Here is a 20,236-nt window from a genome sequence, read left to right as displayed (position 1 = left end):
ACACCCGGGGGGTGTGGGTTGCTCCCCCCCCCCCCGCCTGGGGCCCGCCGCGCGCGGGGGGGGTGGGGGGGGGGGGGGGTTGGGGGGGGGGCGCGGCGCCCCCCCCCCCCCCCCCCCCCCCCCACCAGCCCGACCCACGCGTCCCCCGCAGCCTACAAGAACACTTGTACAAGAGTCATTGTGCAAGTACTGTTGCGCGTTATGGCCGACAGTGCTGATCGCGAAGTGCGTGAAGTCCACGATTCGAAGGTGCTCGCCGCGATGTCGCATCCCCTGCGGCGCCGCCTGCTCGACGTCCTCCGCCTCGACGGCCCGTGCACGGCTTCCGTGCTCGCCGAGCGGACCGGGCAGGCGGTCGGGAACGTCAGTCATCACCTGAAGGTGCTCGCCGCCAGCGATCTGGTCGAGGAAGCACCGGAACTCGCCCGCGACCGCCGTGAGCGCTGGTGGCGCCGCGTGAGCTACGCGGTTTCCTGGTCACCGTCGGACTTCCCCGACGACCCGGTCGCGGCCGCCGCCGAATCCCTCGCCCTCGAACATCAGGTCTCCATGGCGCGCCAATGGTTCGCCGAACGCGAGGCCTACCCGGAGGAATGGCACCGTGCCGCCTTCGCCACCGACAGCTGGGCGAAGATGTCGGTCGCCGAGCTGGCCGAGCTCGAAGAAAAGGTCCACGAGCTGATCAAGTCCTACAGCGCCCGCGAAATCCCGGACGACGGCCAGGAACGCCGTCCCGTCTTCATCTCCACCCGCGCCGTACCGGCCCGACCGTGACCACCCGCGAACGCGGCGGATTGCTGCGCTCACGGGATTTCCGGCTGCTCTGGACCGGCGAGACGACCAGCGTGCTCGGCAGTTCCATCGCCGTGGTCGCGCTGCCGCTCGTCGCGGTGGTCACCCTGCAGGCGAGCACGTTCGCGGTCGGGCTGCTGACCGCGGCCGCCTGGCTGCCGTGGCTGCTGATCGGCCTGCCCGCCGGCGCCTGGGTCGACCGACGGCCGAAACGCCCGGTCATGCTGGTGTGCAACGGCATCTCCATGCTGGTGTTCCTGAGCGTCCCGGTCGCGGCGTGGTCCGGCCTGCTCACGATGACTCAGCTGATCGTCGTCGCCTTGGCGGGCGGGGTCGCGAAGGTGTTCTTCAACGTCGCGTATCGCGCGTACTTGCCTTCGCTGGTCGAGAAGGAACAGCTGCAGGAGGCCAACGAAAAGCTGCAGGGCAGCGAATCCGCCGCGCAGATCGGCGGACCCGGGCTCGCCGGTCTGCTGGCGCAGGGGTTCGGCGCGGTCACCGGGGTGCTCGCCGACGCCGTCAGTTTCGGGATCTCCGTGCTGTGCCTGCGATCCATCCGGCATCGAGAGCCCGAACGCCCGGCGAAGACGCGTTCACGGCTCCGTGACGAGATCCGCGATGGCCTCGTTTTCGTCGTCCACGACCCGTATTTGCGCGTTTTGGCGGTCTTCGGCGCGATCTCGAACGTCGCGCTCATGGGCTACCAGTCGATCGAGGTCGTGTTCCTCGTCCGCGATCTCGGCGTGGGCGAGGGCACCGCCGGGCTCGTGCTGGCGCTCGCCGGCGCGGGCGGCGTTTTCGGCGCCGCGCTGTCGGGCAAACTCGCCGCGCGGATCGGCACCGCGCGCACCTTCGTGCTGTGTGAGGGTTTCGGAGCGCTGATGATGCTGCTCGGCCCGGTCGCGAACGGCGGCTGGGGGCTCGCTTATTTCGTCGCCGCCGGGTTCTCGCTCAGCGCGGGCGTCGTCGGCTCGAACGTCCTCAACGCCACCTTCAAGCAGCGCTACGTCCCGGCGGCGATGTTCGGCCGGGTCACCGCGAGCATGTCCGTGCTCAGCTTCGGCGCGATCGCGCTCGGCGGCCTGCTCGGCGGGATCCTCGGCGAGACGGCCGGGGTGCGGCAGACGCTGGGGCTGATGGCCGGGCTCGAGGTCGTCGCCGTCTTCGTCCTGCTGTTCACGCCGATCGGCCGGAACCGCGACTTCCCCACGGATCGCGTTTAGCCCGTGTCTCTCGAAGCGCGCTTTCGGATTTCCACAGCCGGGCCGCGGCATGGCGGAGCTACTCGCTCAGCCGTGTCGGCGGCCCGCCTCCGCAAATCCGAGGCCTCCGGCCGAAAAGAAACGCGCGCGCGTGTCCTCGCCTGACCTGCCCACGTCAGTTCGGGAGACACCCTTTAGCCCGCTGAACGCAGGTCAGAGCAGGAGGACGTCCACCTCGTCGCCCTGCTCGACCGAGTCCACGTCCTCCGGCAGCACGATCAGGCAGTTCGCCTGTGTGAACGACGCCAGCAGATGCGATCCCGGCCCGCCGCGCGGACCGACGATCCCGGTGACCTCGCCCTCGGAATGCGTGTAGAAGCCCCGCCGGAACTGGCGTCGTCCGGCGGGGGAGGACATCGCCTCGGTCAGCCGGGCCCGCACCTTCTGCCGGTCGACGCCCGTATGCCCCATCGCCGCGAGCAACGCCGGCCGCAGGAACGCTTCGAAGGACACGAGCACGCTCACCGGATTACCCGGCAGCGTCACCACCGGCACGCCGTTCCAGCGCCCGCAGCCCTGCGGCCCGCCCGGCTGCATCGCGACCTTCCGGAATTCCACGCCCTGACCGGTCAGCGCGTCCTTCACCACTTCGTACGCGCCTGCGCTGACCCCACCCGAAGTCACCAGCAGATCGACGTCGGCCAGCCGCGGCTCGATCACCGCGCGGAACTCGTCCACGTCGTCGACCACGCTGCGCACGACCTCGGCCTCGCAGCCGAGCGCACGGATCGCGGACGCCAGCATGATGCTGTTCGACTCGTAGATCTGCCCGTGCCGCAACGGTTCCGGCGCGTCGACGAGTTCGGTCCCGGTGGACACGACGAGCACCTTCAACGGCCTGAACACGGGGACCTCGGCGAGCCCGACGGCCGCCGCGAGGCCCAGTTGCGCCGGGCCCAGCACCGTCCCCGCCGAAAGCGCCACCGTGTCCTCGACGACGTCTTCGCCCTGACGCCGGATGTGCGCGCCCAGGACAGCCGTCCTGAGAATCCGGACGTCTGTCACGCCGCCGTCCGTGTGCTCCACCATCACCACCGCGTCGGCGCCCGCCGGCACCGGGGCGCCGGTCATGATCCGGTGCGCGGTGCCCGGCTCCAGCTTCGTGATGTCGACCCGGCCGGCCGGGATGTCTTCGGCGACCGGCAACGTCACCGGCGCTTCGGCGACGTCGGCCGCGCGGACGGCGTAACCGTCCATCGCGGAATTGTCGAACGGCGGCAGCGAAACCCCCGCGCGCACGTCCTCGGCCAGGACGAGCCCGGCGGCGGAGGCGAGCGGAAGGCGGATGACGGGGGCGTTTCCGAGCAGGCCGGTGACGGTCTCACGGTGGGCGTCGACGGAGATCACCGGACCATCCTCCCGCCTCCGGCCCCGCATGCAAGACTCTGCGCGTCACGACGACCATCCGGGGAGAAGAAGACATGCAGGTTCAGATCCGTCACCAGCCCTCGTTCGCGGTGGCGAGGCTCATGCTCGCGCCGGGTGAACCGGCGCAGGTCGAGTCGGGCGCGATGATGGCGACGAGCTACGGCGTGCAGGTCCAGTCACAGGCGCAGGGCGGCATCATGAAGGGCCTCGGCCGCGCCTTCCTCTCCGGCGAATCCTTCTTCATCTCCACCTACACCGCCCCGCAGAACGGCGGCTGGGTCGACGTCGCCGCGAACCTGCCCGGCGACATGCAGGTGATCAACCTCGACGGCCGCACCGGCTGGTGCGTCACCCGCGGCTCGTGGCTCGCGTCGTCGCACAGCGTGCAGACCGAGACCAAATGGGGCGGGCTCAAGAACCTCGTCGGCGGCGAGGGCGGCTTCCTGACGCACGCGACGGGACAGGGCCCGCTCGTCGTGGCCTGCTACGGCGCGCTGGAGACGGTCACCCTGCAGCAGGGCGAGGTGATCACCATCGACACCGGGCACGTCGTCGCGTTCGCCGACACCGTGCAGTACCAGATCCGCAAGGTCGCCACCGGCGTCATCCAGTCGATGAAGAGCGGTGAAGGTCTCGTCTTCGACTTCGCCGGTCCCGGCCAGCTGCTCACCCAGACCCGCAACCCGTCGGCGCTGTCCGCCTGGGTGATCGCCCAGGTCCCCACCCGCTGAGCTCGCATGCGGGTCCAGACGAGGCACACCCCGAACTTCGGGGTCGCACGCGTGCTGTTGTCCCCCGGCGAGGCCGTCCAGGCCGCCGGGGACACCATGCTGGCCAGCAGTTTCGGCATCACCGAAACCGTTCCCGCCCGCGGCGGTTCGCGGGCGGGCAAGGCCGCCCCGTCGGTGTTCAACGCCCCGGAGGGCGGCGGCTGGATCGACTTCGCGCCGCTGGCCGCGGGTGACGTCTACCCGCTGGAATTCACCGGCGGGGCGGGCTGGTGCGTGAGCCGGGACGCGATCCTCGCCCGGCCGGCGACCGTCCGGCAGGATCCCGGCTGGGCGCCGCTGCAGAAGCTCTTCGGCGCCGATTCCGGTTTCCTGGAGCACTACAGCGGAAGCGGTCCGCTCGTCCTGGCGGCGCAGGGCCCGGTCGACGCCTTCGAACTCACCGCGGGCGAACTCGTCACCGTGCGGCCGGACTTCCTGCTGGCCTATCCGGACACCGTGCAGTGCCGTCTCCGCGCCGTCGACCAGTCCGGCCCGCAGTCGGTCCGCACCGGCGAAGGGCTCGCGCTGGACTTCGCGGGACCAGGACGCGTCCTGGTGCAAGCACGCAATAGGCGGCTTTCTCGCGGATGACCTTGGGACGAATTGAGCATTGCCGACGCCGGTAATTCGGGTAGCGTGAACTGCACTCGAAACCGCCGGCCGGGGCAGAGAAGGCCGACGGATCCTGTGCTGAGGGAGTGCGCCGTGGCAGTCGGCACCGTCAAGTGGTTCAACTCGGAAAAGGGCTACGGATTCATCGAATCCACCGAAGGGCCCGATGTCTTCGTCCACTACTCGGCCATTCAGGCCGACGGATTCCGGACGCTCGACGAGGGTGATCGCGTGGAATTCGAAGTCCAGTCCGGGCGGGACGGGCGGAGTCAGGCCGCGGACGTACGCAAGGTCTCATAGCAGGACTTCGGGCGACCCCCGGCGGCCTCGGGAACTGGCGCGTTAGGCTTCGCGGCGTGACAGGCGATGAGTCGGGGGACCTGACGGGTCGCCGGCTGGGCAACTACCGCATCGACGGTGTGCTCGGCAAGGGCGGCATGAGCGTGACCTACAAGGCCACGGACGTGCGGCTCGGACGCAAGGTGGCACTGAAGGTCATCGGTGATCACCTCGGGGCCGACGCCGAATTCCGCGAACGCTTCGTCGACGAGGCGCGGAACACGTCCGCGATCGACCATGCCAACGTCGTGCCCTTGTACGACTTCGGCGAGCTCGAAGGCATGCTCTACATCGCCATGCGGATGGTCGACGGCGGAGACCTCGCCGGGCTGATCTCCGGCGGCCCGATAGCGCCCGCCCGCGCGCTGAACATGCTCGACCAGGTCGCCGACGCGCTCGACACCCTGCACAACCGGGGTCTCGTGCACCTCGACGTCAAACCGGCGAACGTCCTGGTCACCAGCAAGGAGACCTCGCGCGAGCACGTCTACGTCGCCGACTTCGGCCTGACCCGCCGCGGCGCCACCGGGCACCGGACCCGCGGCGGCGACTTCCTCGGCTCGCCCACGTACGCGGCGCCCGAGCATCTGCGCGGCGAGCCGCTCGACGGCCGCACCGACCAGTACGCGCTCACCTGCGTCCTCTATGCCTGCCTGACCGGCAGCCCGCCCTTCAAGGGCGACGTGCAGACGGTCATCAAGGGGCACCTGAACGGCGAGCCCCCGGCCATCTCGCGGATCGTCGGCCTGCCCGCCGGGATCGACGAGGTCGTGCGGAAGGGAATGGCGAAGAATCCCGCCGATCGCTACCCCAACTGTGTTGAGATGATCGCGGCCGCCAGGCGCGCGCTCGGTCCGCTCGCGACTTCGAACGAGCCTCCCGGCGCGCCCGGGCAGGCGGCGGCCGCGACCGTCCAGCAGGCGGTACCGCAGCAGGCGCCACGGCAGAACACGCCGCCACAGGGAGAGGGGGGCCCCGTGCACCCATACGGAGGACAGCAGCCCGGCTACGGCCAGCAGGGACCGGGACCGCAGGGTCCCCCGCCCCAGCAGGGACCGCCGCCCGGTTACGGTCCGCCGCCGCAGCAGGGTGGCTTCCAGCAGGGCGGTTTCCAGCAGGGGCCGCCCCCGGGTTACGGCCCGCCGCCGCAGCAAGGCGGTTTCCAGCAGCAGGGTGGCTTCCAGCAGGGCCCGCCTCCCGGTTACGGCCCGCCGCCGCAGCAGGGCGGTTTCCAGCAGCAGCCCAAGAAGGGCGGCGGCGCGAAGTGGATCTGGATCGTCGTCGGCGCCCTCGTGGTCGCGGGCGCGATCGTCGCCGCCATCTTCATCTTCAGTGACTCGAGCGGCGGCAACGGCCCGCAGACCACCGCGCCGAACATCCCGGTCGGCCCCGGCGGCTCCCAGTCGCAGGCTCCCGGATCGTCACTGAAGGCCCCGCCGTCGTCGATCTCCATCAAGCCGAGCAACTGACAAGAAGTGCTGAAGGACGCTTTCACCGCATGCGATGCGGTGAAAGCGTCCTTCACCGCGTCTTATGCGGGCATGGTCCCCTTCAGCCACGCCACCGCGCTGACCTGCGGTTCTTGCACTCTCCCCTGGAGAGTGCTAAACACGACATTGGCACTCGACGCCGTCGAGTGCCAGGCAGAGTGGTCACCAGACCGCTCGCCTGAAGGTCGGGACGGTGAGGCCGCACCCTTGATCGGGTGGGTCGTCCGTCGCGGGCACCGAGCCTGGCCGAGGAAGAGTCCTGCCGCCGCGCTGTAGTAGGCGTGCGGCGGCGCCCAATACCGGAGGACCACACCGCAATGGCCAAACTGATCGCGTTCGACGAGGACGCCCGCCGCGGTCTTGAGCGCGGCTTGAACACCCTCGCCGAAGCCGTCAAGGTGACCCTCGGCCCGCGGGGCCGGAACGTCGTGCTCGAAAAGAAGTGGGGCGCGCCGACGATCACCAACGACGGTGTCTCCATCGCCAAGGAGATCGAGCTCGAGGACCCGTGGGAGAAGATCGGGGCCGAGCTCGTCAAGGAAGTTGCCAAGAAGACCGACGACGTCGCGGGTGACGGCACCACCACCGCCACCGTGCTCGCCCAGGCTCTCGTCCGCGAGGGTCTGCGCAACGTCGCCGCCGGGGCCGACCCCATCAGCCTGAAGCGCGGCATCGAGGCGGCCGTCGAGGCCATCACCGAGCAGCTGCACAAGGCCGCCGTCCAGATCGAGACCAAGGAGCAGATCGCCGCCACCGCGTCGATCTCCGCCGCGGACCGCACCATCGGTGAGCTCATCGCCGAGGCGCTGGACAAGGTCGGCAAGGAAGGCGTCGTCACCGTCGAGGAGAGCAACACCTTCGGCCTCGAGCTCGAGCTCACCGAGGGTATGCGCTTCGACAAGGGCTACATCTCCGGTTACTTCGTGACCGACCCGGAGCGTCAGGAAGCCGAGCTCGAGGACCCGTACGTCCTCCTCTTCGGTTCCAAGATCTCCACCGTCAAGGACGTCCTGCCGCTGCTGGAGAAGGTCATCCAGTCCGGCAAGCCGCTGCTGATCATCGCCGAGGACGTCGAGGGCGAGGCCCTGGCCACCCTCATCGTCAACAAGATGCGTGGCACCTTCAAGTCCGTCGCCGTCAAGGCCCCGGGCTTCGGTGACCGCCGCAAGGCGATCCTGCAGGACATCGCGATCCTGACCGGTGGACAGGTCATCTCCGAGGACGTCGGCCTCAAGCTGGAGAACGCGGACCTTTCCCTGCTGGGCAAGGCGCGCAAGGCCGTCATCACCAAGGACGAGACCACCATCGTCGAGGGTGCGGGCGACGCCGACCAGATCCAGGGTCGCGTCAACCAGATCCGCGCCGAGATCGACAACTCGGACTCGGACTACGACCGCGAGAAGCTCCAGGAGCGTCTGGCGAAGCTGGCCGGCGGCGTGGCCGTCATCAAGGCCGGTGCCGCCACCGAGGTCGAGCTGAAGGAGCGCAAGCACCGCATCGAGGACGCGGTGCGCAACGCCAAGGCCGCCGTCGAAGAGGGCATCGTCGCCGGTGGTGGCGTCGCTCTCATCCAGGCCGCCGAGGCCGCCTTCGCCGGTCTGAAGCTCGAGGGCGACGAGGCCACTGGTGCCAACATCGTCAAGGTCGCCGTCGAGGCGCCGCTCAAGCAGATCGCGATCAACGCCGGCCTCGAAGGCGGCGTCGTGGCGGAGAAGGTCAAGTCCCTCCCGCAGGGTCACGGCCTCAACGCCGCCACCGGTGTCTACGAGGACCTGCTCGCCGCCGGCGTGCCGGACCCCACGAAGGTCACCCGCTCCGCGCTGCAGAACGCCGCTTCCATCGCGGCGCTGTTCCTGACCACCGAAGCCGTCGTGGCGGACAAGCCGGAGAAGGCCTCGGCCGCTCCCGCCGACCCGTCCGGTGGCATGGGCGGCATGGACTTCTGAGTTCGAGCCAGTAGTACCACCGGAAAGCCCGGACGCGCCTCGCGCGTCCGGGCTTTTCCTTTGCCCTGAGTGGCTCGGCTCTGGGCGTGTGTCGCGAAAGCCACTTTCGCGACGTTGGATGTCCCGAAAGTGGCTTTCGCGACATGGTCATGAGCCGATCATCCTCTTTGGACAGTCGCAGCCCGCGAAGCCGTGGTCCTACCGACCACCGTCCACAATGTACTTGCCGCCTTGGCGTCGGCGGTCCTTCTCGTACGGGTCGACGGCGTTCGGCTCCGAAGGCTTCCTCGGCTCGAGGCCCGTCCGGTCGGTTCCGCCCGCCTCCGTGGCCGCGCTTTCCCGTTCCACCGTCTCGGGATTGGGGTCGATCCGGCCCCTGCCCTTGTTGGCGTCCTCCCAAGCGGCGAACAGCCTCTTGAGATCGTCCGAGAGCTCGCCGTCCGTCCTCGCGTAGGCTTCGGCCGCTTTCCTGAGCTGCTCACCGGCGAGAAGGAATCGAGCGCAGCTCGTCCTCATGAACTGTTCGACGGCGTCCCGGATCTCCAACGTCGTGTCGTCGCCCGTGCACGTCTGCTCGTCGCGGCCCGCGAGGTGCCGGTCGGCGCCATCCGCGCCGGCGAGGATCCGCAGTTGTGCCGAATAGCCTTCGGCCGCTTCGAAGCAGGTTTGCGCCACCCGCAGCAGGAAGTGGACCTCGACCCTGATCCCCTTGTACTTCGCGCGGTCGGTCTGGTTCGGCAGCGTGTTCGCGGTGAGGTCGTAGAGCTCGAGGTTGTAGCTGTGCACCCCCGCGATCGCCTTCTGCAGAACCAGCACGTCCGCGCCGAAGTCGGCTTCGAGGCCGGACAACGCGTTGTGCTCGTCTTGGATCGAGGTGGTCAGCTTCTGCAGGATGTCCTGGAGCGACATGGCGTCCTGCTCGACGGTGAGTCCCTTGATGACCCCGCCGACGAAGCCTGCCAGGGTGAGGACTGCGCCGGCCGGGCCGAGGACCTTCCCGCCTGCCTCGTTGACGGTGTTCACGGTCTTGCTGAGTTTCGCCCCCGCGGACAGCAGGCTGCTCACGATCCCGTGGATCGCCTGTGCCCGGTCGACCTTCTCCAGGATCGAGTCCGCGGTGAAGGCCTTGAGGGTGATCTTCTCGTCGAGCTTCTTGGTGGCCCAGTTGAGGCGTTTGACGATGTTGAGCCTGGTCACCTGGATCGTCGTGGCGCGCGTGGAGTACAGGGTGGACAGGCTGGCGAGGATCAGGGACTGGTTCAGCATGGTCGGCGCGATCGAGGCGAAGAACCCGTCCCGGAAGGCCTTGGCGGCGAGCCCGGTCCATTCGATGAACCATTCCTCGTTCTCGCTGGTCGTACCGTCCAGCCATTCGACGTTCCGGACGACCTCGCCCTGTCCGAGCAGCTCGGTCACCCGCCCGTTCTTGTCCTGGAAGCCGAGGTTGCCGGCGACGTTCAGGAACGTGTTGTGGGCGGCCTCCAGCTTCGAGAGATCGGGTCCCTCCAGCTGCGGGACGAACTTGGCGATCTCCTGCCGCCGGTTCCAGGCGAGCCGCTCGATCTGCGCGAGATTCCGTTCGACATGGCACTCGACGTACTTCTGGGTTTGCGGGTTCCAGGCGTCGCAATGGACGTCCTTGTAGTGCCCGTGCATACCGTCCATGACCCAGGTGAGGTATCCGCACGTGTCTTCGCCGTGCGACAGGTGGCCGTACGATTCAGGGGGCCACTGCCAGGCCCAGGGCTCCGGCGAGCACGGGACGGCGGTCGAGAGCTTCGCCATGGCGTCGACGGCGTCTTCCATCCAGCGCTTGGTGAGCGCCTGACAGAAGTCGTCCAACGCGCCTTCGAGCATTCTCTTGTACTCGCTGAGGCTCAGATAGCCGGCCATGGAGGCCCCCGCTTCCCACTCCCTGTGACAAAGTCAGAGGAAGTGTAACGGCGAACGTGCGCTCGTGCGGCCGAACGCCGGAAAGCGAGAGGCCCGGACATCCCCATGTCCGGGCCTCTCGCCTTGTCCCCCTGCCCCCGGCGGATCGCGTTTAGCGGGCTGAACGCGATCCGGTGGACGCCGCGCCCCCTGCGCACGGCGTCCACCCCGATCAGGATTCGCCCGGCTGCTCCGGAGTCAGGAGCCACGCGGCGGCGTAGAGCGGGATCGCGAAACCGGCGGTGAAGAAGACGCCCGCCACGAGGGCGATACGCAGGATCGCGGCGTCGACGCCGAGGTAGGCGGCCCAGCCGCCGGCGACGCCCGCGAGCATCTTGTCGGTGCGGCTGCGGTAGAGCTTCTTGGTGGCCTGGGGGGTGTACACGCTGTTGGTCATGGCTCAATGTTCGCTCCGGAACGACCCCCGGCACATCGGGGAACGGCCCCGACCCGACCCTGGAATCCGACCCTGAGGGGGCCGGAAAACCGGATGTCCGGCGTCGAGCCGCCGGACCACGTCATCGGTCTGAAGCGGTTCGAGCAGTACATCTTCCGCACGCAGCCCGAAGGTGTCCGATCCGGCCCCGGTGACCTCGATCTGACCGTCTACTCGCTGCGCAAGTGGCTGCGGGGCAAGGCGGGGAGGCCGGAGCTGATCGAGAAGTACGGCTTCGACACGAAGTTCGCCATGCACATGGTGCGTCTCGGCGTGCAGGGCGTGGAGCTGTTGGAGACCGGCCGCATCACGTTGCCGGTCCCCGAACCGTGGCTTGGCTGGCTTCGCGATCTGAGGCAGGGAAAGAAAACCCGCGAGGAGGCGCTGGAAGCGGCCGAGTCCCTCGAGCACCGTCTCGACGAGCTGGTGCGCGGGGCGTCGCCGCTGCCGGAGGAACCGGACGCCGGCTGGGCCGACGCTTGGCTCGTGCGGGCTTACCTCAGGGCGTGGAAGATGCCTTGATGACGATCAAAGCGAAAGGCGCTCACGTTCGGGGTCGCGGTGCTGACCGTGCTGGGGATCAGCACGGCCAGTGCCGCGCCCGAAGGACACGGCGCGCAAAGCAGGCTCGACGTCGTTCAGGCCCGCGGCGAGATCCGCGTGTGTTCGACGGGTGACTACCGCCCCTTCACCTATCGCGACGCCGCGGGTGCCTGGAGCGGGATCGACATCGACCTCGCGGGCGACCTCGCGCGCAAGCTCGGCGTCCGGCTCCAGCTGGTCCAGACCACCTGGAAGGCGATCGCCGACGACGTCGGGCGGAAATGCGATCTGGCGATGGGCGGGGTGTCGGTGACCCTCGATCGCGCCAAGAAGGGCTTCTACACCGTTCCCTACCTTCGTGACGGCAAGACGCCGATCACCTTGTGCGAGAACGAAAAGCGCTTCCAGACCCTGGAGCAGATCGATCAGCCAGGGGTACGGGCGATCGTGAATCCCGGCGGTACCAACGAACAGTTCGCGGACGCCAATCTCAAGCGCGCGACCATCGTGCGGCATCCGGACAACAACACGATCTTCGCCGAGATCCTGGCGGGCCGGGCCGATCTGATGATCACCGACGCGACCGAAACCCGTTGGCAGGCAAAGCAGAACCCGCGTCTGTGCGCGGTGCATCCCGACGAGCCGTTCACCTTCTCGGAGAAGGCGTACCTCCTGCCGCGCGACGTCGTGTTCAAGGAGTGGGCCGACCAGTGGCTGCATCTCGCGCTGAACGACGGCACGTACGCGCGGATCGCGAAACCCTGGTTCGGCTGAAACCGGTTTGAACCACTTCCGTTACCCATCCGTATCCCTGGATGTGGGTGAGGGAGGAACCAGACCGGAGGAAACACCGATGATGAACAGCGCCGGGAAACACCGCAAGCGTGCGACGATCGGCATCGCGTCCGTTCTCGGGGTGGCCGCCATCGCCGCGGCGATGTTCGCGATCAGCACTCCGGACGGGCAGGCCGCGGAAAGCTGCCAGGGACTCGACACCGCGCTCCGCAACAACCTGAACTTCATCGCGGGTCAGCAAGCGGATCCGGACGCCTTGGCCGGGGCGCGGATCGCGAACCGGCAGGCCGTCGTCGACCTCATCCAGCAGCGCCGTCAAGCCGCCGGGTGCACCGAAGACGTGCGGGCCGACGGCGGGAAGCAGGCCGCGGGCGAGGCCATGGCGGTCGAGGACGGGATGGCCCCAAAGGAAGAAGCGGCCCCGCAGGAAGAAGCGGTCGCGGGGGATGGCGAAGTCGTCTGCCAGGGCTCCACGGTGACGTTGTCCGGGGAGGGCGGCGCCCCCGCGGCGTCCAGCAGCGAGTTCCCGGCGGGCACCAAGCTGAAGGTGACGAACCTGGACAACGACAAGTCCACGACCGTCGAGGTCACCGGGGTTTCCGGCAGCTGCGCGCTCCTGAACAACGCGGCCTTCGAGCAGGTCCGCGAACCAGGGAAGTTCCTGATCCGCCGCGCCACCATCGAGCGGGTCGGCTGAGACACCCGCACCGGGACGGGGAAGACGCGGACGGTCCGGTGCGGAGGCGGCACGAGTCCTCCTGGTCCCCTCGGCCAGGAGGGCTCGTGGTCGTTTGTATCTCGCTTGTACGCCCTTTCGGGACGCTTCTCGCGAAACGCCGAGAAAGGACATTCGATGAGATTCAGACGAGTGCTCACGGCGGCCGCGACCGCCTTGCTGGGCATGGCCGGGCTGGCGATCACCGCGACGTCGGCCGAGGCCGCGATCGGGCCGCGTCCCAACTTCCAGCTCCCGTTCCCCTGCAACCAGGTGTGGAACGGCGACAACGACAACAGCAGCGCGCACCGGGCCTATGAGATCGACTTCAACCGCGGCGGCTCCGCGGGGGCGGACCTCGGTGACACCGTGGTCGCGGCCGCGGCGGGCAAGGTCGTCATCTCGGCGCACCAGGGTTCGGCGAACGGGTTCGGCAACCTGGTGAAGATCGACCACGGTGGGGGATGGTCGACCTACTACGCGCATCTGAAGGTCCGCTCGGTCGCGCTCAACGCGCAGGTCTCGCAGGGGCAGAAGATCGGCGAGGTCGGCAACACCTCCAAGCCGGGCAACAACATCAGCCCGCACCTGCACTACGAGGTCCGTACGAACGACTCGTCGTGGCCGAGCAACATCAAGCCCGCGTACTTCAACGGCGTGAAGTTCGGCTACCCCAACGCCAACGTGACCTCGAAGAACACCTGCAGCGGCAACGGGAACCCGAACCCGTACGACGCCGTCGAGGTGTGCGGCGACGGCTACAAGGTGATCGACTCGCAGGCGCTCGGCAGCGCGGCGACCACGTACCTGCTGTACAACGCCACGAACAAGAACAACTGCGTCACCACCATCAAGGCCACTTCGGTCGGCACGGGCAGCGCGGTTTCGGCGTTCCTCGAAGTGCAGGGTTCGGCGAGGAAGGCCGACTCCGGCAGCTTCGAGTACTACGCGGGCCCGGTGACCGCGGCCGCCGGCGCGCAATGCGTCCGGTGGGGCGGCTCGGCGGGGTCCGCGAACTACGAATCGCCCTTCGAGCACTGCACCTGACCGCTATGAACGGGCCGTTCCTCGCGAAATTCGCAAGGAACAGCCCGTTCACGGCGTCGGGAGGTGGGCGCGGACGCGGGTGAAGCGGGCTTCCCAGGCCGCCCGGACGTCCGGAGCGGCGGCGTGGTCCGCGAACAGATCGGGAGCGGGAGCCTGAAGCGGCACCGGCAAACGTCCGTCCACAGGGGACAGTGAGTCACCGCAGACGTCCCCCGTCAGCAAGGACATCGTGCCCAGTCCACAGGCGAAGTCCAAAGCAGGCAGTGCGCCCGCGAGCGCCAGCCCGGCGGCGAGCCCGACGCTCGTCTCGACGGCGGACGACACCACGCACGGCAGGCCGCAGGCTTCGGCGACCTCCAGCGCGCGCCGCACCCCGCCCAGCGGCGCGACCTTCAGCACGGCGATGTCGGCCGCCCCCGCGACGGCCACCTTGAGCGGATCCTCGGCCCGGCGGATCGATTCGTCCGCGGCGATCCGCACCCCGACCCGGCGCCGGACGTCGGCCAGCTCGTCGATCGACGGGCAAGGCTGCTCGACGTACTCGAGCCCACCGGCCGCGCGGTCCAGCTCGCCGATGGCCTTGACCGCGGTGTCCACGTCCCAGGCCATGTTCGCGTCGACGCGGACCGCGCCCCGCGGGCCCAGCGCGGCCCGCACCGCCTCCACCCGGGCGCAGTCTTCGGCGAGGCTCACCCGCGGGTCGGCGACCTTCACCTTCGCCGTGCGACAGCCCGAAGCGGACACGAGTTCGTACGCCTTCTCCGCGGACACCACCGGCACGGTCGCGTTCACCTCGACGCTGTCGCGCACCGGCGACGGCCACCCGCGTTCGCTCGCCTCCAGCGCGGACGCGAGCCACGGCGCGCTCTCGGCGTCGGAGTAGTCGGAGAACGGGCAGAATTCGCCCCAGCCCGCATCGCCGCGGATCAGCAGTCCTTCACGGACCGTGATGCCGCGAAACCGCGTGCGCAGGGGGATCGCGTAGACGTCCATCGGCACCGATCATGCCACCGCGGGAATCACGTGCCGTTTCCCTCGGTTCCGGACAGAATGAGCGACGTGGCACTCGACTTTCGCGTGCTGGGGCCCACCGAGGTCACGGCGGACGGGCTGCCGGTGCCCTTGGGCGGCAGCAGGCCGCTCATCGTGCTGGCGGGCCTGTTGCTGCGCGCGAACACGGTGGTGCCGGTCGGGGAACTGGGCCGCTGGCTGTGGCCGGACGACCGGCGGCGGTCCAAAGGGGCGCTGCAGACCTACATCCTGCGGGTCCGCCGCGCGCTCGGCGACGAGGTCACCATCCGCACCGAACAGGGCGGCTACCTGCTCGAACTCGACGAAACCCGGCTCGACCTGGCCCGCTTCCGCGCACACGCCGCGGCCGGAGCGGAGGCCGCGAGGGAGGGCGACCTGCGCGTGGCCGCGGACCGGTTCGCCGCCGCGATCTCCGAATGGCGGGGCCCGGCGCTGCAGAACGTCCACTCCGAAGCGCTGCTTCGGGACGAAGCCGACCAGCTGGGCGAAGAGCGGTTGCGAGTGCGCGAGCAGTGGGCCGACGCGCTCATCGCCCTCGGCGATCACGCCGGTGTCGTCCCCGAGCTGATCAGGCTGTGCCGCGAGAACCCGCTGCGGGAGCGGCTGCACGAACAGCTGATGATCGCGCTCTACCGCTCCGGCAGGCAGGCCGAGGCGCTGAACGTCTACCGCCGGATCAGCGCGGTGCTGGCCGAAGAACTCGGTCTGGACCCCGGCGCGTCGCTGCAGCGTGCCCACCAGGCGATCTTGACCGGCGAAGAGTCCGCCGAGACCACATTGGACACCGAGCTGACGCGGTACCGGCTCGGCGCCGAACCGCTGATCCCGCGTCAGCTTCCCGCGGATCTCCGGGTGTTCTCCGGCCGCAGACGTGACCTCAAGGCGCTGCACGGGCTCGTCCCGGAGGCGCTGGACACCGAACGGTCGACGTCCATCGCCTCGATCGAGGGAATGGGCGGCATCGGCAAGACGACGCTCGCCATCCACTTCGCGCACGAGGTCGGAGACCGCTTCCCCGGCGGGCAGGTGTACCTCAACCTGCGCGGCTACGGTCCCGGCGAGCCGGTCGAAGCCGCCGCCGCGCTCGAAACCATGCTCGTCTCCGTCGGTGTCCCCGCCGACCGGATCCCCGCCGACGTCGACGGGCGCGCGGCCACCTGGCGCACCTACAGCGCCGGCCGCCGGATGCTGATCCTGCTCGACAACGCGGGGAGCACCGAGCAGCTCCGGCCGCTGCTGCCCGGCCCCGGCTGCCTGGTGCTGGTGACCAGCCGATGGCAGCTGCAGGCGCTCGTCGCGACCCACGGCGCGCGGCGCGTCGCGCTGGAGGAACTGCCGGACGACGACGCGATCGCCCTCCTCGCGTCGACGATCGGGCGGGATCGGGTCGCCGAGGATCCCGAGGCCACCGAACGGTTCGTCCGGTACTGCGGCGGGCTGCCGCTGGCCATCCGGATCCTCGCGGTGCGGGCGGCGCAGTTCCCGGATCTCGCGCTGGGGGAGTTCGTCCGGCTGCTGGAAGCCGAACAGGACAGGCTGGGTTCGTTCGACCTCGCCGACGGCGACGAGACGAACATCCGGGCCGTCTTCTCCTACTCGTACCGGGCGCTCGACGAGCGGGCCGCGCGGATGCTGCGGCTGCTCGGCCTGCCCACCGGCGGCGACTTCAGCGTGCCCACGGCCGCGGCGGTGGCCGGCGTCGACCTCGCCGTCGCCCACGAGGACCTGGCGAAGCTCGCTTCCGCGCATCTGATCGCGCGGTCCAAGCCGGGCCGGTACCAGTTCCACGACCTTATCCGCGCGTATGCGGCCGAGCTCTCGGCAAAAATCGACGGACCCGAGGCGCGGGCGGCCGTATTGGACAGGCTGCTCCACGCGTCGCTCGCGTCCGCGCTGAACGCGTCGAGGCTTTTGCGTTCGGACCGGCACTACCGGCTCGTCGAGCCGGAGCGGTTCGACGGCGCCGGGCTGAAGTTCGGGCAGTACGACCAGGCGCTCGATTGGTTCGACGAGGAGGCCGGGAACCTCATCGCCGCGGTGAACATCGCGTACCGGGAGCGGCGGCACCGGGAATGCTGGCAGCTGGCGTGGCTCCTGCAGTCGTACTTCATCGTGCGGGCCAGGCTGGAGGACTGGCGTTCGGTGTTCGGCGTCGCGCTCCGTGCCGCCCGCGACCTCGGGGACCGCTCCGGCGAGGCCGCCGTCCTCAGCGGACTCGGCGTGGCCTGCGGGGTCGCCCGCCAATACGAGGACAGCATCGCCTACCTGAAACAGGTCGTCGAGCTGCAGCGGCAAGTCGGGGATCGGCAGGGAGAGGCGCGGGCTCTCTACAACCTCACGCTGGCCAGCCAGGACCCCGACACGGGCTGGGACTACGGGACGCGCGCGTTGCGGCTCATCCGCGAGAGCAAGGTCGGCGCCGGCATGGAGGCCAGCGCCTTGCAGGCCCTCGGCGACATCTGCGCCCAGGCCGGCCGCTTCGAGCAGGCACTCGACTTCGCCGACCAGGCCCTGGCGCTGGAGGCGCACGCGCTCCCCGACGAAGCCCGCTTCACCTTGCACACCAAGGGAACCGCCCTGGTCGGGCTCGGCCGCGGCGACGAGGGCATCACCTGCATGCGACGCGCCGTCGAGATGTTCTTCGCCCACGGCGAGCTCTACGAGGCGGCCGACGTGCTGGCCCAGCTCGGCTCGATCCATCTGCGGCTCGGCGATCCTTGTTCGGCGCGTGAGTGCTGGCTGCGTTCGGTGCGGGTGCTGACCGAGCTCGCGCATCCCGACGCCGAGGACGTCCGCACGAAGCTGGCGTCGCTCGTCGGCGAAACCGTCAAAGCTGAGTGAGGCACGGGCGCCCGGCGTGCCGACCCCCAGGCACAGCACGCGAGTACGCCCGTGACCTCACGTGCCACTGAACAGGACGCCGCTCACTGCGCGCTGACTGTGCAGCGTGCGCGGGTCAAGCCAAGAGTTCCGCGAGGGTGATCGCGTTCTTCGGCGCCTCGACCTTGACGTCGTTGTCGAAGTAGACGTACGTGTCGCGACCCCAGCCCTTGATCTTCCGTGCCCACTTCTTCAAGGCCTTGTCGCTGTACCCGCTGACGTACAGCTCCTCGTCGCCGTGCAGGCGGACGTACGCGAACTCGTCGCTCGTCATCTCCTCGATGAACGGGAACTTGCCCGCGGTGTCGGCGACCACCAGAGCGATGTCGTGTTTCCGGAACAGCTCAAGGCTTTCTGGCTCGGCGAAGCTCGGATGCCGTACCTCGACGGCGTGCCGGAGCTTTCGGCGAGGGCTCGGATCGGTGTGCGGTTCGGCCTTCAGCTTGTCGTCGTGTTCCTTCGCGAGCTTGGCGGCGGCGTGGCTGGTGCGCGGCAGCAGCTTGAAGAACGCTTCGACGCGCTCGGCGTCGAACGCCAGCCGCGGCGGCAGCTGCCAGAGGATCGGCCCCAGCTTCCGTCCCAGCGCCAGCACGCCGGAAGCGAAGAAGTTCGCCAGCGGTGTCTCGACGTCGCGCAGTTGCTTCAGATGCGTGATGAAGCGGCCGCCTTTGACGGCGAAGACGAAGTCGTCCGGTGTCTGCTCGGCCCACGCGCGGTACCGCTCGGGACGCTGCAGTGAGTAGAACGAGCCGTTGATCTCGGCCGTGTTCATCCGGGACGACAGGTATTCCAGCTCACGCCGCTGCACCAGGCCGCGGGGGTAGAACTCCCCGCGCCACGGTGGGTAGCGCCAGCCCGAAGTGCCGATCCTCAGCTCCGCGACGTCGATCACCGCCTTCCCGTGCCGCCCTGATTCCCCCTCTCTTCTCGGGATAAACGCCCGCTCATGCCCACGAGAACCGCCAGCGGCGGGTCTGGACCAGGCTGGAGGCGAACTCGCGCAGGTTGCCCGGCTGACCGGCGAACGACGGCAGGCAGAACGACCGGTGCTCGGCGGCGACCGTGAGCGCACGGCCCTGCGTCCGCGGCGGCGCGGCCACCGACAGCTCCATCGAATCGAAGCCCAGCACCGTGAGCGTCGCGCCGAAGCGGTCTTCCCAGCTGCGCAGGACGGCGGACAGCTCGTGGACCTGGTCGGTCGCCTTGATCATGCCCGTCCAGCCGAGGATCGCCGGGATGTCGGCGGGCCGCTCGGTCTGCACCAGCGCCAGCCGATGCTGCCCGCGCGCGGCCAGGATCGACCCGGTGTTACCCGCTTCGGCCAGCGGATCCGCCCGGCGCGCCGGGCGACGGGCGAGGCCGGGGAACTTCGCGCCGAACGGGCGCAGGCAGGCGCCGTCGCAGCACGAGGTGTCCCACCAGCGGGCCAGCACCTCGGCCGGATCCACCGAGGCGATCCGGTGATCGGCGGGGGCGAGCCTGCCGCGGTCGTCGATCCAGTCCTCGCCGTTGGCCGCGAAACGCTGGTCGTGCGGGATCAGCACCGGCCACAGCCCGGACCGATCGAACTCGGCGACGCAGCCGGTGTAGCGCTCCGGCCTGGCCAACGGCAGGTCGGAAACCCAGATCCGGCCGTGCCACCGGCCGGGCGGCAGGGTCTGGACGGGCGGTGTACCCGGTCGGAACGGTGCGATGGTCATCGGCTTCCCCTCGAACTGGTGTTCGGTCAACTCTACCGAACACTAGTTCGAAGCACCGACAGTTTTCGATACCCCGTTTGCGGGATCTCACGGCGGTCGCCTCAGGTGCCCCGGGAGTCACAGTGGCCACAGGGAAGACTGTCCACAGTGGACCTGGCGGTGGCGTGGTGGGTCACCGTGGTCGTGAGTGGCGATTCGGGTCAGAGCCAAGGGTGTCTTAGGTGCCACTGTTTGTGGCGGCTAGGTGGTCGCGATCCGTGAAGGCCTCCTTCCCTACTCTGAAGGTAGGGAAGGAGGCCTTCACGGACTCCACGATCGCCACCTCGGCCTCAGTGACATCAGCAGGCCCAGCAGTCACAGCGGTCGCGCGTGAAGGCCCCCTTCCCTCGGCTCAGCCGAGGAAACTCGACCTTCACACCTTCATGTACAGCAGGGAGAGCAAGCGCGGCGGCGGCCGGTGGGGCACGTTGGTGGTGGGGGGGGGGGGGGGGGGGTTTTGCCGAACCCCCCCACAACACCCCCCCCCCCCCGCCCCGCCGCAACAACGAGCGGCGCGCGCCGAGCGCGGCCCCCCCCG

At 69.2% G+C, this 20,236-nt stretch carries 18 protein-coding genes; 12 read left to right on the top strand and 6 right to left on the bottom strand.

The features are described 5' to 3' along the window. Positions 1–201: 201 nt before the first annotated feature. Together ACIRGA_RS33515 and ACIRGA_RS33510 are read left to right on the top strand one after the other, a co-directional pair. Positions 202–774, top strand: coding sequence for an ArsR/SmtB family transcription factor (locus ACIRGA_RS33515; protein WP_400948894.1), 573 nt, complete (start codon positions 202–204; stop codon positions 772–774). Beyond that, positions 771–2,015 (top strand): MFS transporter, encoded by a 1,245-nt coding sequence (locus ACIRGA_RS33510; RefSeq protein WP_400948890.1) that lies wholly within the window; start codon positions 771–773, stop codon positions 2,013–2,015. The genes ACIRGA_RS33515 and ACIRGA_RS33510 overlap by 4 nt, the downstream gene beginning before the upstream one ends. A 192-nt stretch (positions 2,016–2,207) precedes the next feature. Here the strand turns inward: ACIRGA_RS33510 and glp are convergent, their stop codons facing one another. Beyond that, on the bottom strand, positions 2,208–3,401 hold the full coding sequence (gene glp, locus ACIRGA_RS33505) for a gephyrin-like molybdotransferase Glp (protein WP_400948886.1): 1,194 nt from the start codon (positions 3,399–3,401) through the stop codon (positions 2,208–2,210). A gap of 74 nt (positions 3,402–3,475) precedes the next feature. Between glp and ACIRGA_RS33500 the strand changes: the two genes are divergently transcribed. The 5 genes from ACIRGA_RS33500 to groL all read left to right on the top strand — a co-directional run bounded on the left by ACIRGA_RS33500 (position 3,476) and on the right by groL (position 8,579). Further along, entirely contained in the window at positions 3,476–4,153 is a 678-nt protein-coding gene (locus ACIRGA_RS33500) for a TIGR00266 family protein (RefSeq protein ID WP_378244305.1), read from the top strand. 6 nt (positions 4,154–4,159) lie between these two features. After that, on the top strand, positions 4,160–4,783 hold the full coding sequence (locus ACIRGA_RS33495) for an AIM24 family protein (RefSeq protein ID WP_400948883.1): 624 nt from the start codon (positions 4,160–4,162) through the stop codon (positions 4,781–4,783). 114 nt (positions 4,784–4,897) lie between these two features. Next, the gene (locus ACIRGA_RS33490) at positions 4,898–5,104 is read left to right on the top strand and encodes a cold-shock protein (protein WP_005164266.1); all 207 of its coding nucleotides are present in this window, start codon (positions 4,898–4,900) and stop codon (positions 5,102–5,104) included. A gap of 56 nt (positions 5,105–5,160) precedes the next feature. Next, positions 5,161–6,612, top strand: coding sequence for a serine/threonine-protein kinase (locus ACIRGA_RS33485; RefSeq protein ID WP_400948880.1), 1,452 nt, complete (start codon positions 5,161–5,163; stop codon positions 6,610–6,612). 338 nt (positions 6,613–6,950) lie between these two features. Beyond that, positions 6,951–8,579, top strand: coding sequence for a chaperonin GroEL (gene groL / locus ACIRGA_RS33480; RefSeq protein WP_005164277.1), 1,629 nt, complete (start codon positions 6,951–6,953; stop codon positions 8,577–8,579). A gap of 198 nt (positions 8,580–8,777) precedes the next feature. On the opposite strand, the gene ACIRGA_RS33475 is transcribed toward groL, so the two are convergent. Together ACIRGA_RS33475 and ACIRGA_RS33470 are read right to left on the bottom strand one after the other, a co-directional pair. Further along, on the bottom strand, positions 8,778–10,472 hold the full coding sequence (locus ACIRGA_RS33475; protein ID WP_400948877.1) for a hypothetical protein: 1,695 nt from the start codon (positions 10,470–10,472) through the stop codon (positions 8,778–8,780). A gap of 211 nt (positions 10,473–10,683) precedes the next feature. Beyond that, the gene (locus ACIRGA_RS33470; protein WP_007033414.1) at positions 10,684–10,908 is read right to left on the bottom strand and encodes a PspC domain-containing protein; all 225 of its coding nucleotides are present in this window, start codon (positions 10,906–10,908) and stop codon (positions 10,684–10,686) included. A gap of 93 nt (positions 10,909–11,001) precedes the next feature. Here ACIRGA_RS33470 and ACIRGA_RS33465 point away from each other — a divergent pair, with 93 nt between their 5' ends. From ACIRGA_RS33465 to ACIRGA_RS33450, 4 genes are all read left to right on the top strand, one after another. Beyond that, positions 11,002–11,469: a hypothetical protein gene (locus tag ACIRGA_RS33465; protein ID WP_400948874.1), complete on the top strand. Its 468-nt coding sequence runs from the start codon at positions 11,002–11,004 to the stop codon at positions 11,467–11,469. Positions 11,470–11,508: 39 nt separating this feature from the next. Further along, on the top strand, positions 11,509–12,264 hold the full coding sequence (locus ACIRGA_RS33460) for a transporter substrate-binding domain-containing protein (RefSeq protein ID WP_400948871.1): 756 nt from the start codon (positions 11,509–11,511) through the stop codon (positions 12,262–12,264). A 79-nt stretch (positions 12,265–12,343) separates the two neighbouring features. After that, complete coding sequence (locus tag ACIRGA_RS33455; RefSeq protein ID WP_400948868.1) at positions 12,344–12,982, top strand: hypothetical protein; 639 nt, start codon at positions 12,344–12,346, stop codon at positions 12,980–12,982. A gap of 156 nt (positions 12,983–13,138) precedes the next feature. Further along, positions 13,139–14,047: a M23 family metallopeptidase gene (locus ACIRGA_RS33450; RefSeq protein WP_400948866.1), complete on the top strand. Its 909-nt coding sequence runs from the start codon at positions 13,139–13,141 to the stop codon at positions 14,045–14,047. 48 nt (positions 14,048–14,095) lie between these two features. Here the strand turns inward: ACIRGA_RS33450 and ACIRGA_RS33445 are convergent, their stop codons facing one another. After that, positions 14,096–15,040, bottom strand: coding sequence for an o-succinylbenzoate synthase (locus ACIRGA_RS33445; RefSeq protein WP_400948863.1), 945 nt, complete (start codon positions 15,038–15,040; stop codon positions 14,096–14,098). Positions 15,041–15,097: 57 nt separating this feature from the next. Here ACIRGA_RS33445 and ACIRGA_RS33440 point away from each other — a divergent pair, with 57 nt between their 5' ends. Then, positions 15,098–17,920, top strand: coding sequence for a BTAD domain-containing putative transcriptional regulator (locus tag ACIRGA_RS33440; RefSeq protein ID WP_400948860.1), 2,823 nt, complete (start codon positions 15,098–15,100; stop codon positions 17,918–17,920). Positions 17,921–18,035: 115 nt separating this feature from the next. Here ACIRGA_RS33440 and ACIRGA_RS33435 read toward each other — a convergent pair whose 3' ends face one another. Further along, entirely contained in the window at positions 18,036–18,851 is an 816-nt protein-coding gene (locus ACIRGA_RS33435) for a DUF72 domain-containing protein (protein WP_400948857.1), read from the bottom strand. Between the two features lie 52 nt (positions 18,852–18,903). After that, a complete protein-coding gene (locus ACIRGA_RS33430) occupies positions 18,904–19,659 on the bottom strand; it encodes a DUF4253 domain-containing protein (protein WP_400948854.1) in 756 nt (251 codons plus the stop codon). Positions 19,660–20,236 lie beyond the last annotated feature (577 nt).

The sequence above is a fragment of the Amycolatopsis sp. NPDC102389 genome (assembly GCF_044765885.1).
Classification (GTDB): domain Bacteria; phylum Actinomycetota; class Actinomycetes; order Mycobacteriales; family Pseudonocardiaceae; genus Amycolatopsis.
The sequence above is the reverse complement of the archived record's forward strand: the minus strand, read 5'-3'. Positions and strand labels throughout refer to the sequence as shown.